The following is a 12,557-nucleotide window of genomic DNA, read 5'->3' on the forward strand; positions in this document are numbered from 1 at the left end:
TCTAGTCGGATGCCTGCACAGCAGGGCTATGACGGGATTCGAGAATTAAAGAGATTGCCACTATGGGGTCGCGCTCCACGTGCAGACGCATCGCTGCAATGGCAGTTGCCTCCAGTCGGAGCCGCAGCAATGAGCGGCGACTGGCGAAGGATCTCAAGCTGAAGCTCGAAGACTTCGTCGATGCGCAGGTCGTGCTGGTCGCCATGTCTCAGGTCTTCGGCGCGATCCAGAAGAAAACTCGAAGTCCGAGATCAGCAATCAGCTCGATGCGACACCGGGCGAATGTCTCGGCCATCGGACGCCGGCCTAGGTCTTCCGCAAGAAGCTACGCGCGCAGATGAAACATGTAGCTTAACGCGGCGCGCAAGTCGCGGTTCGCCATGAACCCTCAATCTCTGGACAGCCGTCTCGCTCACTGATCGCGGTTGGCAAGTGCGGAAGGTGCTTGTCGGTAAGTGGCGCGATCCCTACTAGCCGTCGATCAGCTTACGAATGGCTCGGACAAGTTGACCTTAATCGGTGGGCTTTCCCACATTCAACGCGGTGGCGAGGATAGGGAAGGGAGCCAGTTCGTGCGCTGCGGATGCGGTTGCAAGCACAAAGGGGATGCCTCGCTTCTCAAGCTCCACCGCCACTGGCGTGACCTTCTGCCGCCTCGTCCTCGACCACGAGAACGCTGTCGCCGTGGTTTCCACTTCCTCGGGGGCGCTCACATTTCTCACACCGGGATCTTGATTAGAGCGATAAAACCCTCAGCGGGATAGGAAAGTTCCACCGATCCTGCGATGTGGACGCTGAGCCCTTCGATCAGTTCGCTCCCATAGCCCCTCCGCTGCGGATCCGAAACAGGTGGCCCGCCTTTCTCGCGCCATTGACAGGCGATCAATTGGCGCCCTCGCGTTCCGGTTTCCAACTCCCAGCTCACGTGGATGCGACCTTGCGGCTCGGATATCGCACCGTATTTCATCGCGTTGGTGGAAAGCTCGTGGAAAATCATGCTGACTGGAAGCACTTTCGCGCTTGGCACCTCGACGGTCGGACCTGAGCAATCGAGCCGTTTCGAAACTCCGATGCTGATCGACTCCCTGATGAGGAATTCGAAATCGGCAGTCTCGGAACGGGCGGCGATGTCCTGCGCCTTGAACGTCACGTCGAGGCGACCGAGCAAAGCCTCTTTGAAGTTCGCCGCATCAGGCTGATCGGCCCGTGTGTTCGTGATGACGGATCGGACAACAACCGACATGTTCTTCATTCGATGCCGCATTTCCGCGACAATGAAGTCCATTTCAGCGTCGTGACGTTGGCGTTCCGTCACGTCCTCGAACATAACTAGGATATTGCGGCTGTTGTCGTCGGAATGGATAAGCCGCCGCGCGTCCACGGAGGAAGGTCCGTGGCCCGATGTTCGGAAAGTCGTGGCTCACCTCGAAGCCGATGATCGCGGCCGCCCGAGGAACGACAGCGGAAACGAGCTGTCGGAGTTCGGGAATGTCCCACTGTCTGTTTCCGAGAGAGAAGATATTTTCTGAGAGAATGTCGTCCCTGTCGACCCCGAAGGCTTCTATGAACGCATTGTTGGCTGTCGTCACGCAGAAATTCTGATCGATGACGACGACCGGTTGCGTCATCGTGTCGACCACATGCGTATTCCTCCGCGCTCGCGGCTTCCCGTATATGGCATCCTTTGGGCTTTGATCGGCCCATGTGATCAGCTCACTCACGACGGCATCATTGTACGGCGTCTGAACAACGGCTGGCTATAGGGGCATCTGCCTCCGCCTCGCCGAAACGCTTCGAGAAAATGAACTTCTTTTTTTGTTCGACAAGGCATGGCTGAAATGTGAACAGCCGGGCCGCCCTTGCGACCCCCATCCGGCACCTGCGATGCAGCTGGTGGAGCTGATCCGGGGCGATGCGACCAGCAGAGAAACATTCGAGACGGTTTATGACGTCATCAAGCGACTCGGCAAAACTGCTGTGGTCGTAGATGACTATCCGGGCTTCACCGTGCATCGGACCTCATTTCAATGATCAATGAAGCGGTCTACGCTCTGCACGAGGGGGCGAACTCAGTTCGCGAAATCGACAACAGTATGCGGCTGGGTGCCGATCGCCCAATGTGACCGCTCGAACCTGCCGATTTCATCGGTCTGGACACCTGCCTCTCCGTTATGAGTTAGTGCGCGTCGGGCTCGCGGACAGCAAATATCGACCCAGTCCCCTGCTGGTCAAATACGTCGAAGCCGGCTGGGTCGGACGAAAGTCGGCGAAAGGATTTTACGACTATCGCGGGGATGTGCCGGTGCCAAGCCGCCAATTTAGCGGGTGGACATCGCCACGGCAGTCCTGCCACCAAGAGCACGTCGTTACTCGCTCCGTTTTCTGCTGTAATCGTAAAATATGTCTCTGCCGGCCATTCCGGCCACTGATAGCGCTTTTCGGACTATGCCGCTACTGTCTCACGCAGGCTCCAAAAGCAGGCAACTTTAAGGGCTAGAAATAGTCTGGCCTGAACAGCCCGTTTTCACGACACCACCCGAATATCCGGCGACGCAGAACGGGCACTTCGAGCCTGTCTAACGCAATTTCTTCCGGCTCGCTTTGCTTCGTAAAGCGCCATGTCGGCCCGGCGCATTGTGTCGTCAAGACTCTCCCCGGCGACGACTTCCGCGACACCGAAACTTGCGCTCACGGTTAGCGACTTAGGCAAACCCTCTACAGTGATTGCCATCGTCTCGCGCCGCGCAACACCGGCAAATAGCATGGCCGCATCGACCGTGGTGTTCGGCATAAACACCCCAAACTCCTCCCCGCCGATACGCCCGACGATAAAATCCGGCTCGGCTATGGATTTCAGGAGGTCGGCAAAGGCTCGGATCACTTGGTCCCCGGCATGGTGTCCGAACGTGTCGTTGATACTTTTGAAGCGATCGATATCGCAGATCATGACAGAATGTAGGACAGCAGGTGCAACCAGGCGCGCAGCGGAGACACCATTCTCGAAGCCTCGGCGGTTGGCAAGACCCGAAAGCATGTCCCTTTCGGAATTGCTGCGCTCGTCAGCCATGATATCGAGGACGAGCACCGAAAGCAGTGTCAGACCCACCGCTACAATCAACACCGCAGTCGATCCCTGAGAAATCACTGCATAGTTCGTGTGAACGTAATCGGCGGCTTTGGTACCAGCACCCGCGGTCACCGCCAGCGCAGCTTTCGCAAAGAAATGTAGACCGGTTGCAACGAGCAGAAAGCCGAGGACCCGATCGATCTTCGCGTGGCGCGCTGAAGCAAAGACCGCCACAGCACTGGCGAGAACGACCAGGGCAAACGGTGTTTGATAAGATATGGCGTGCCGAAGCGTGCTACGCGGCAAACCATAGATAACGAGATCGAGTACGACACAAGCTGCGAAAAAAAATGTGGCCCAGAGCGGTGCTATTCGGACGTCATAAAGCTCGCCGATACCCACGCGTAGAAGGATCATCCCCCCAAGCACGCTTCCAAAGGCCAGAACGGCGAAGAGTCGCGGCAAGTCTGTGTATGCAACAAGGAGTTCACTAATGGCGGAAAGTGAAGCGACAGCGAAACCCGCCGAGAACCACAGTGCGGCCTGACGCGATCGGCTGCGCACTGCCACGACGGCGAAAACCAGTGCAAAGCAGATCGCGATGATGAAGTTCACTACAAGGAAGAAAACTGCTCCGTTCACCATTGCCACATCCCACTACAAGCCCGGCCGAAGCTTCAGTACAAGTGTCCTAATAAATTGTGAAACACCAAATAGCGATCGTTGCCCGAGGTCGCATTATCACCCTGGCGATCCAGGTCACTTCACTCGATCCAGTCTCGCTTCATAGCGGGACTGGATCCGCAGCCGCAATAAGACAAACGCGGGGCGCTGGCTAGAATCCTTTCAACTGCACTGGATGGCGAATGACGGGCTCTCAGGTTTTGTTCCGGCGGGACCTTCGAGAGCTCGTCCGCTGTCGAGCCTCTTTCGGAGGTTTGCGATGAGCATGTTTTAATGACGGCTTCACGTCCATAGTGTGGAGCCATCGGCCGCCGTTGCGGCGAAGCGGACATGACGCCCTCCAGGATCCGCTGACCAAAGGCTGCAACCGAGCGCAACTCCTTGGCACGGCTTGCATTCGGTTCAGTGGCGACTGACACGACGCGTCCTTGCTTTTTTGTTGCAGGGCACCCGCTGGCACGTTTGTGGTACCCGATCTTCCGGGGCCTGGGACGATTGTCGTTCAGGCACTGCCGCTGGAGAAGACCAGCAACATATTGTTGGTAGGCATCTCGATCGCCTCTCTGAGACTAAGTCCAGCGGCCTCGCCCACTTGTTCAAGATCAGCGATATCACGCACACCCCAGGATGGGTTGCGCTCCTTTAGAGCCGCGTCGAAAGCAGCGTTCGAGGGGGCGTTGTGTGCGCCGTCGCGCATGAACGGGCCGTATAGAACAAGAAGCCCACCAGCGCGAAGCAAACGGCCAGCTCCTGCGAACAATCCTAAGCTTGCCGCCCATGGCGCGATATGGATCATATTGATCGACACGATGGCGTCAAAAGCCCCCATTTGTTCGACGTCCCATTGTCCTGAGCACACATCAATATCCCGCGGTGCCAGCACATTCTTCAGCCCTGCGAATTTGCTCCAGCTAGACGTGCTGGTGCGAGCGTCGGCATCCGGATCACTGGGCAGCCAGGTGAGGTTGGGCATTGCTCCCGCAAAACACACGGCGTGCTCGCCAGTCCCGCAACCAATCTCCAGCACAGCGCCATGTGTTGGAAGGACACGTTTTAGGGCCGTGAGGATCGGCGCCGAATTTCGCGCAACGGAAGGCGAGAACATGCGCTTGTCGGCGCTTACGTCGCGCTGTTCCAGTGCAACAGGCGAACGGTCGTCCTTCTCTGCGGGCATGGGTCTTGAATCCACTTTGGCGTTGTCTCCCACCTTATAGCTGAAACGATGGGACTGAAACCACTTGGTCTAACGCGGCCCCGTGGAGGTTCAATTCTATGAACCATGTTATTCGGTGAATGCATAGCGCATAACTGGTCTGCATAAAGTCGCATTTATTTTGGGCGTAATTGAAGTATGGTCGACGTGGGAAAGCAAAATGCGAGCCTCTAGATTGCTGGTTTGAATACGTCCTTCCGTTGCTCCCGATCGGAGCAAGGAGAACAATGCACCCGGGGGACTGCGTTGAAACAGAAAGACATTCAACCCGAACTCGCCGGCGCGATTCTTATCGTCGAACCCGATGCGGATCTGTACTCTCGCATCGCGGCTCAGTTGGCATGCACGGGCCTCGCTGCGATCCCTGCGATAAACGCACTAGAAGCGCTAAGTATTCTCGACCGGCGAACTGACATCGGGCTTGTGTTCACCGCCGTAAACATGCCAGGTCCACTTGACGGAGTTGCTCTTGCTGTTCGCATTCATCGTGAGCGACCGGATCTCGCAATTGTCATAACATCGGGAGTCGTTAGTCTCCGGCAGTCTTCGCTTCCCCCACGCTGTCGGTTCCTGAGTAAGCCATATGAACCTGAGGACGCGATTAAATGCTTCCGGTTCCTGCTGGGAGTTGACACACCTGTTTCGACCGTTCGGATTTAGGGGAAGACCCGCTCAAGCTTATAAAATGAAAACCGCGAAGGCCTTTGCGACAAATCGTTCAGCTGCCGTAATTCGCGGGGACGTCGCATAGGGTTGCTCTGCAGCCTGTTTTACCCCGCTCGAGATGGCCTGGGCATCGACTTTAAATCAGGATCGGGCTTGGCATCGCCTGGAGCCGGGAAGAACCGACCGTTAACATGCGATGACATCGTCGATAGCGCACGTCAATGGCGCGGGCGTAGGCAATCCAACGCGTGATCGTCAAAACGATCCCAACCGGTTTCCGATCGCTGTCACCGCGTTCCGGGCCAACGCTCATAACGTCAGGTGCGGTGCGCTGGAAGGGCTAAAGCCGGCTATCCCGTTGACGCGGCGCCAGGATGTCTCGAGCGCCGCCATTACCCCTTTCTCCCCGTCCAGCGCAACGCCGTGGGCAAGAACGACCGCATTCATCGCCCCCGCGGATGTGCCGGTAATGCTTGAAATGACCAGGCCGGCCTCGTCGATGATCCGCTCGATTACCCCCAGCTGAACGCCCGAGCGCACCGCCACTTTGCAGGGCGAGATCGATGGCTATAGGCTCTCGCCGGATGACATGTTCGCGTTGGAATTGCTGCTTGGTCTTAGTGGTATGGTGCCCTTCCCATTTCAGCATCTCTAGATCATGGCGAATATTGCGGCGTAGCCAGAGACAAATGCCACCATATTTCAGTGGTTTAATGGAATAAAACACGCGGGGAAATCAGATCCATATATTGTTAACCAACGCGAAAAGTTACAATTCTAGTTAACTGAGAATTTGTATCTCAACTCGTAGTTTTGAGAAAACTTCATGAGGAAAAGATGCGCGCCTTCGTTCCCCATACGGCCAACTTTTTCGGTCGCGATTTCAACCGCAGGATCGTATTTCCTATGGCTGGGATCCTCATCGTGGCAATTACGATTGTCATTGCCATTGTTGTTCTATCCGCGCGTCAGCAAAACAGCCTTGAAGTCGAAGCATCCACCAAGCTTGCAACTACGGCTCTCCAGGTCAAGGCGCGCGAGGTCGCGCGCAATCTGCGGGACTATGCGGTTTGGGAGGACGCATACAAAAACCTGCACGACAAGAGCAACCTGGAGTGGGCGGCAACCGACGGGAATATCGGGGCGAATATCTTTGAAGGCCTGGGCTACGAGATGGCCTTTGCTGTCGATGCCAACGAAAACACCGTATACGCAGTGATCGAGGGCGTTCCGCAGAAGGTTGATGCCCTCAAGCTGATGCCACGTGGATTGCGTGATCTCTTGCATGTCGCTGCCATACAGACTGACCCGGTTACGAGCTTGATCAAATCAGGGGACAATGTCTACCTGGTTGCGGCCAGCGCTTTGTTGCCTCCCTCGATTGATCGATCGACGGTTAATCCGCGCAAACTTACGATGCTGGCTTTCGCAAAGCGGCTCGACCAGAGCTTCCTGGACCGCATGGGACGAGACTACTTACTCTCCGACTTGAAGATCTCGCTTCATGAGGCCGGTGGAGCGGAGGCGTCTATACCATTGCTGACGCAAGACAGGGTATTCCTCGGAGCGATTACCTGGTCACCCGCAAAGCCGGGATACCAGCTCCTGCAGTTTATCCTGCCCCCGCTATGTCTGGTGCTTGCAGTTCTGGCGGCGTTTTCAGCTCTTGTCGTGCGCAATGCCAGGCGTTCGACGAAGGAATTGGAGGATTCCGCCAAAACCGTGGAAGCCTATGCTCAGACGCTGAAGGAGAGCGAAGTAAGGTTCAAGGACGTGGCGGAAGCATCGTCCGACTGGATTTGGGAAACCGACCATTCGCTCAAACTGGTCTACTTCTCGGCACGTTTTACCGATGTCACCGGGTTGCCCGCCTCTGATGTTCTCGGGAAGACACTCGGTCAGTTCTTTTCAAGTGACGCTGACTCTGACGGTTGGAAGCGGCTGGTCGAGGGATCTGATGAGCACGTCTCGTTCAGAGATCTTCGCTGCTGCTATCGCGACGCAAAGGGTCACATCCGCATCTCCAGATTGGCCGGTCGTCCTATCCTTGGCACGACAGGGGAATTCCTTGGTTTCAGGGGGACAGCGACAGACATTACCGAAGAAGTGGAAGCCCAGGAACGGGCAAGCCATCTGGCGCACCACGATGCCCTGACTGGACTTCCGAACCGCGTTCTGTTCCGGGAACGTCTGAATGTTGCTCTTACGTCGAATGCCGAGCAGACCGCGAGAGTTTCGGTGATCTGCCTCGATCTCGATCACTTCAAGGAAGTCAACGATACCTTGGGCCACGGTGCTGGAGATCTCCTGCTTCAGCAACTTTCGGGACGGCTGAGGGCATGCGTACACCAGAATGACACCGTCGCCCGACTTGGCGGTGATGAGTTCGCGATCATCCAGATCGGTCTCAACCAACCGCTGGAAGCCGAAGAACTCAGCCGAAAACTTATCGATGTCGTCCGCGCGCCTTTCATCATTGAAGGGCAGGATCTTCATGTCGGAGTTAGTATCGGGATCGCGATTGCAAACGTGGATGATGCCGATCCGGAACGGTTGCTCAAAAGTGCGGACATCGCACTTTACCGAGCCAAGCAGGGTGGTCGGGCGACCTACCGGATTTTCGAGGCTCAGATGGATGCCGAACTCCAGGAACGCAAGACTCTCGAATATGATCTTCGCCAGGCGGTCCTGAAGGACGAACTCGAGATTCACTATCAGCCGTTGATCGATCTTGCACAGCATGGCGTTGCGGCCGTGGAAGCGCTGGTTCGATGGAGGCATCCGATCCGCGGTCTCGTGTCTCCGGCAGAATTCATTCCGCTCGCAGAAGAAACCGGCCTCATCGTCTCGATGGGCGAGTGGATCCTCGAGACGGCCTGCCGCCAGGTCATGGAATGGGATGGACTGCGCGTCGCGGTAAACCTTTCACCCGTGCAGTTCCGCAACAAGGAGCTGGTCGAGACAGTGCGCCAGGTCCTGGTACGCACAGGGCTCGATCCTGCGCGCTTGGAACTCGAGATAACGGAAAGCGTCCTTATCAACGACACATCAGCAGCCTTGGAAATCCTGAATGGCCTCAAGAGCTTGGGTGTCAAGATTGCCATGGATGATTTCGGCACCGGCTATTCGTCGCTCGGCTACCTGAATTCGTTCCCCTTCGACAAGATCAAGATCGACAAGTCCTTCATAGGAGACATGAACAGCAAGGATAAGTCGGGCGCCATTGTGAAATCCGTCATCAGTCTCGGCCAGAGCCTGAACATGACCACGACTGCAGAAGGCGTTGAGACGCCGGAGCAGGCCGCGTTCCTTGCCCAGGAGGGTTGCGACCAGCTGCAGGGTTACTACTTCAGCCGCCCTGTGACCGCACTGGAACTGTCCGCCTTCATCGGGCGCTGGGCTTCCGGTAAGGAAGCTGGCGAAGAAGCCGCATAGCTTTCGCGCACGACGAATAATCAAAAACAGGTTCAACGAAAATGAATGCCCATGCCCTTTCGGCCGAGCACGTACTCGGCCACGACGCGCGACATCTGCAAGGTCAGATTGAGACAGCTTTTTCGGGCGGCGGAACGACCCTCCGGCCCGCGAAGGATGCGCTCAGGAATTTCGCAAGCGTGGATGCGGTCATTGCGGAGCTCAAGCCGTCAGAACCCGTCTTCTGCATCACGCCCGAAAGACTACGCAGTGCTGCTGCGAGCTTCTCTTCGTTTCCCGGGACCTGCCTTTACGCCGTCAAATGCAATCCTCATCCGTTTGTTCTGGAGACCCTTTACCAGACCGGAATTACAAACTTTGACGTCGCCTCTCTCGACGAGGTCGAACTGATTGGCAGCCTGTTCGGAAGCACCGCTGGAAAGTTCTACAACAACCCGGCGAAGACACGCCGTTCGATCCGAATGGCAAATGATCTGCACGGCATTCGCTTCTATACGGCCGATTGCCTGGAGGAGGTGGACAAAATAGCCGAGGAAGCCCGCGGTAGCGATCTCGTGATTGCCGTCAGGCTCGCCACGAATGGAACCGACGCTCGCTATGTTCTCTCGACCAAATTCGGTGCGATGCCGGACAAGGCAATCCACCTGCTGCGTCACATCCGCTCAAAGGGGATCAAGGCGGGGATTTCATTTCATGTCGGTTCACAGTGCCTCGCACCTGGTGCGTTTTCAGAGGCTGTGGAACTTGCCGGAGACGTGGCGAAGCGGGCAGGAGTGGAGCTCGCGGTTCTGAATGTCGGTGGTGGTTTTCCTGCTCCTTATCCAGGCGATGACGTTGTTGGCCCGGGGAATTACTTCAAGAGCGTCGCGCGCGCACTGCGCAATGGCGGAATACCTCGCTCCTGCTCCATCTTATGTGAGCCCGGCCGAGCGCTCGTCGCCACCGCCGGGATCACGCTCGTCCAAGTGGTGATGAGGCGTGATCACAATCTTTTTCTGAACGACGGAGTATTTGGCACCTTGCAGGAACTCGGGCATTCAAAAGAACGCCGGCCGGTGCGTCTCATTCCGAGCACACCGCGTGTATCCGCCACATACACCGATTTCAAGGTCTGGGGGCCGACCTGTGATTCAAACGACGTGCTCGGTGCACCTTTCAGCCTCCCGGATGATGTGCGTGAGGGGGACTGGATCGAGGTGGGCATGATGGGAGCTTATAGCCTCTCCATGCGCACTCACTTCAACGGATTTTTTGCCGACAAGATCGTGACGATCGGAGCATAGGAGACAGGCTTCGAAATGAAACGATTGGCCGCTTCTGCAATCGGAGCCATGGGGATCGTGCTTTGGGCAAGCGAGACCGTGCTCGTAACCTATACGACTTCCATCCCTCCACTGCAGACGGTTTCGATGGCGTTCCTCTTCGCGGCGGCTCTGTCGCCGGCTGTATGGTACCTGACCGGAAGCCATCCTCTTCTCGCCTTCCGGCAGCCGATCCATGTTTGGCTGCTGTCGGTGAGCGCGCTTGTTGGCTATCATGCTTGCATCTATTACGCGACCCAGAAGGCGCCGCCGGCCGCAGCTGCGCTGCTTCAAGGGACTACCCCACTGATGATCGTTCTTGGCTCCTGTCTTCTGCCGGGCGAGAGACTCAGATGGTGGCACGTCGTCGGTGTTGCCGTCGGACTGTTCGGCGTGCTGCTGCTCATCGAGCGCGGCGGTGATGCATCCATATCCGAGGGTGCGCCGTTTTACCTGACGCTCATCGGGATCGCTGCCGCGCTCTGGGGCATCTATTCGGTGCTGACCCGGACACAGGCCGCAGTACCCTCGTCTGCTCTCGGGTGGTTCTACGCAGCATCTGCGGCCGTATCCTTCCTGGCACATCTGGCGCTTGAAAGCTGGGTGGCGCCTAGTGTGGCGGAATGGTCCGCGATGGCAGCACTCGGCGTTCTGCCCATGGGCCTGGCGATCTACATGTGGGATCACGGAATGAAGCGTGGCGACATTCAGGCGCTTGGCGCGTTCTCTTATGTCGAGCCATTTATCGGAGCGGTCCTTGTTGCGATCTTTTCCTCAGCAGCGATTGAAGCCTCCTTGTTTTGGTCAGGCGCACTGATTGTGGGTGGCGCTGCATTGGCGAGTTCGGGGCTCTGGAAGCCCGATACAAAGGACGATAACGAGGGAAAGGAAGCGACGATGCGTACGCCCGGAGCTCCGGTGCCCAAGCGGTCTATCCTTCAGCTGCTTGCCGAGGCGGATTCCAAAGGTGAGCTTGCTTCAATCAACAACAGGCTGCTTGAGCGCCTCATCGAGATTGGTCGCGATTACAAAGATCCCCGCAAACACGATGCTGAGCTTGCGGAGTTGCTTCTCGCTTTGGGCATTTCGGTAGCGATCTGGGATAAGGCCATCACAGAGAGCGACGCCAGGGAAATTGCGGCCTGAGGCATTGCTGCTACCTGCTCTATGTCAGACGAGGGCGCAGCGAGCGGTCTGAAAACCAATCCCCGGGACGGCAAGCCTACTCATGGTTTTAACATGAGGCTTTGGAAACAGGCGCTCTTCGAGGCTTGCCGAAGAAGGATCAGCGCCCATTTCACCTTGTGCAAAAGCCCCGTTGTAAAGTTTGGAAATGGCCTATCCGGTGTTCATGAATTACTATTGAGCGCTCAAGGGTAGGCGATCGACCACCTGGCAGCAGCTCGAGTTCATTTTTACGTAGCACGCATCATTCAAATTCATACGGAAGCCGATCCAGGCCTCCAAGCGAACCGCAACTGGAATCACTGGAACGCGATCATCTCGGGATCGAGGACGGAGGAGACAAGAATGAGTATTCTTGGTGAAGGCAACGGCAAAGCTGGCAAGACGAACGTCGATCTAAAGCTTGAAGTCGTCGCGATTCCCGTCGCTGATGTTGATCGCTCGAAACGCTTCTATTCCGCGTTGGGGTGGCGGCTCGACGCCGACTTCCCGGTCGGCAATGACTTCAGGGTGGTGCAATTCACGCCGCCTGGCTCACCCGCGTCCATCCATTTCGGCGTCGGCATCACCAGCGCCGCTCCCGGTTCTGCTCAAGGACTCTATCTCGTCGTCACAGACATCGAGGCGGCTCGTGCTTCGCTCGCGAGCGGCGGTGCGCAGGTGAGCGAGATCTTTCATCGCGACGGCCCCGGGCAACCGGCAATCGAGGGCCGGGATCCAAACGGACGAAGCTACAGGACCTATGCGACCTTCAAGGATCCGGACGGAAATGCCTGGCTGCTGCAGGAAATCACGCAACGGCTTGAGGGACGGCAGAGCACCGAGGTTACGTTCGCGTCACCTGCAGAAATCGAAGGCGCCCTGCGAAGGGCGGCTGCTGCTCATGGTGAACATGAGAAAATCACGGGAAGGCACGACGAGAATTGGCCGGTATGGTATGCGCATTTCATCGCCGCCGAGCAGTCCGGCGGGCCGCTGCCCAAGTAGCGTGCGCCATCCAATCAGC

General features: G+C 57.0%; 10 protein-coding genes and 1 pseudogene. 6 read left to right on the forward strand and 5 right to left on the reverse strand.

Going from position 1 to position 12,557, the window contains the following annotated elements; all coding sequences use genetic code 11:
* Positions 1-718: 718 nt before the first annotated feature.
* A complete protein-coding gene (locus FHT77_RS32110) occupies positions 719-1,285 on the reverse strand; it encodes an HWE histidine kinase domain-containing protein (protein ID WP_310503300.1) in 567 nt (188 codons plus the stop codon).
* 1 nt (position 1,286) lies between these two features.
* The gene (locus FHT77_RS32115; protein WP_310503299.1) at positions 1,287-1,640 is read right to left on the reverse strand and encodes a PAS domain-containing protein; all 354 of its coding nucleotides are present in this window, start codon (positions 1,638-1,640) and stop codon (positions 1,287-1,289) included.
* 229 nt (positions 1,641-1,869) lie between these two features.
* Here FHT77_RS32115 and FHT77_RS26265 point away from each other — a divergent pair.
* Positions 1,870-2,314 (forward strand): annotated as a pseudogene (locus tag FHT77_RS26265) (3-hydroxyacyl-CoA dehydrogenase family protein); the annotation flags it as partial.
* A gap of 210 nt (positions 2,315-2,524) precedes the next feature.
* Here FHT77_RS26265 and FHT77_RS26270 read toward each other — a convergent pair.
* Both FHT77_RS26270 and FHT77_RS26275 read right to left on the reverse strand, forming a co-directional pair.
* A complete protein-coding gene (locus FHT77_RS26270) occupies positions 2,525-3,712 on the reverse strand; it encodes a diguanylate cyclase (protein ID WP_183757861.1) in 1,188 nt (395 codons plus the stop codon).
* Positions 3,713-4,253: 541 nt separating this feature from the next.
* Positions 4,254-4,925 carry a DUF938 domain-containing protein gene (locus FHT77_RS26275; protein WP_183757863.1) on the reverse strand — a complete coding sequence of 224 codons (672 nt, stop codon included), beginning with the start codon at positions 4,923-4,925 and terminating at the stop codon, positions 4,254-4,256.
* Between the two features lie 285 nt (positions 4,926-5,210).
* Between FHT77_RS26275 and FHT77_RS26280 the strand changes: the two genes are divergently transcribed.
* Entirely contained in the window at positions 5,211-5,624 is a 414-nt protein-coding gene (locus FHT77_RS26280) for a response regulator (protein WP_183757865.1), read from the forward strand.
* A 315-nt stretch (positions 5,625-5,939) separates the two neighbouring features.
* On the opposite strand, the gene FHT77_RS26285 is transcribed toward FHT77_RS26280, so the two are convergent.
* Complete coding sequence (locus FHT77_RS26285; protein ID WP_183757867.1) at positions 5,940-6,170, reverse strand: patatin-like phospholipase family protein; 231 nt, start codon at positions 6,168-6,170, stop codon at positions 5,940-5,942.
* Between the two features lie 297 nt (positions 6,171-6,467).
* Here FHT77_RS26285 and FHT77_RS26290 point away from each other — a divergent pair, with 297 nt between their 5' ends.
* The 4 genes from FHT77_RS26290 (at position 6,468) to FHT77_RS26305 (ending at position 12,538) form a co-directional block, all read left to right on the forward strand.
* On the forward strand, positions 6,468-9,065 hold the full coding sequence (locus FHT77_RS26290) for an EAL domain-containing protein (RefSeq protein ID WP_183757870.1): 2,598 nt from the start codon (positions 6,468-6,470) through the stop codon (positions 9,063-9,065).
* Positions 9,066-9,106: 41 nt separating this feature from the next.
* Positions 9,107-10,348, forward strand: coding sequence for a type III PLP-dependent enzyme (locus FHT77_RS26295; RefSeq protein WP_183757872.1), 1,242 nt, complete (start codon positions 9,107-9,109; stop codon positions 10,346-10,348).
* A 15-nt stretch (positions 10,349-10,363) separates the two neighbouring features.
* On the forward strand, positions 10,364-11,512 hold the full coding sequence (locus FHT77_RS26300) for a DMT family transporter (RefSeq protein WP_183757874.1): 1,149 nt from the start codon (positions 10,364-10,366) through the stop codon (positions 11,510-11,512).
* 384 nt (positions 11,513-11,896) lie between these two features.
* Positions 11,897-12,538 (forward strand): VOC family protein, encoded by a 642-nt coding sequence (locus FHT77_RS26305; RefSeq protein ID WP_183757876.1) that lies wholly within the window; start codon positions 11,897-11,899, stop codon positions 12,536-12,538.
* Positions 12,539-12,557: the final 19 nt, after the last annotated feature.

The organism is Rhizobium sp. BK181 (assembly GCF_014193305.1).
Classification (GTDB): domain Bacteria; phylum Pseudomonadota; class Alphaproteobacteria; order Rhizobiales; family Rhizobiaceae; genus Rhizobium.

Bases quoted from the DNA above. Each gene is read 5' to 3' on its own strand.
- FHT77_RS32110 (WP_310503300.1), bottom strand. From the start codon at position 1,285: ATGGACTTCATTGTCGCGGAAATGCGGCATCGAATGAAGAACATGTCG.
- FHT77_RS26270 (WP_183757861.1), bottom strand. From the start codon at position 3,712: ATGGTGAACGGAGCAGTTTTCTTCCTTGTAGTGAACTTCATCATCGCG.
- FHT77_RS26275 (WP_183757863.1), bottom strand. From the start codon at position 4,925: ATGCCCGCAGAGAAGGACGACCGTTCGCCTGTTGCACTGGAACAGCGC.
- FHT77_RS26290 (WP_183757870.1), top strand. From the start codon at position 6,468: ATGCGCGCCTTCGTTCCCCATACGGCCAACTTTTTCGGTCGCGATTTC.
- FHT77_RS26295 (WP_183757872.1), top strand. From the start codon at position 9,107: ATGAATGCCCATGCCCTTTCGGCCGAGCACGTACTCGGCCACGACGCG.
- FHT77_RS26300 (WP_183757874.1), top strand. From the start codon at position 10,364: ATGAAACGATTGGCCGCTTCTGCAATCGGAGCCATGGGGATCGTGCTT.
- FHT77_RS26305 (WP_183757876.1), top strand. From the start codon at position 11,897: ATGAGTATTCTTGGTGAAGGCAACGGCAAAGCTGGCAAGACGAACGTC.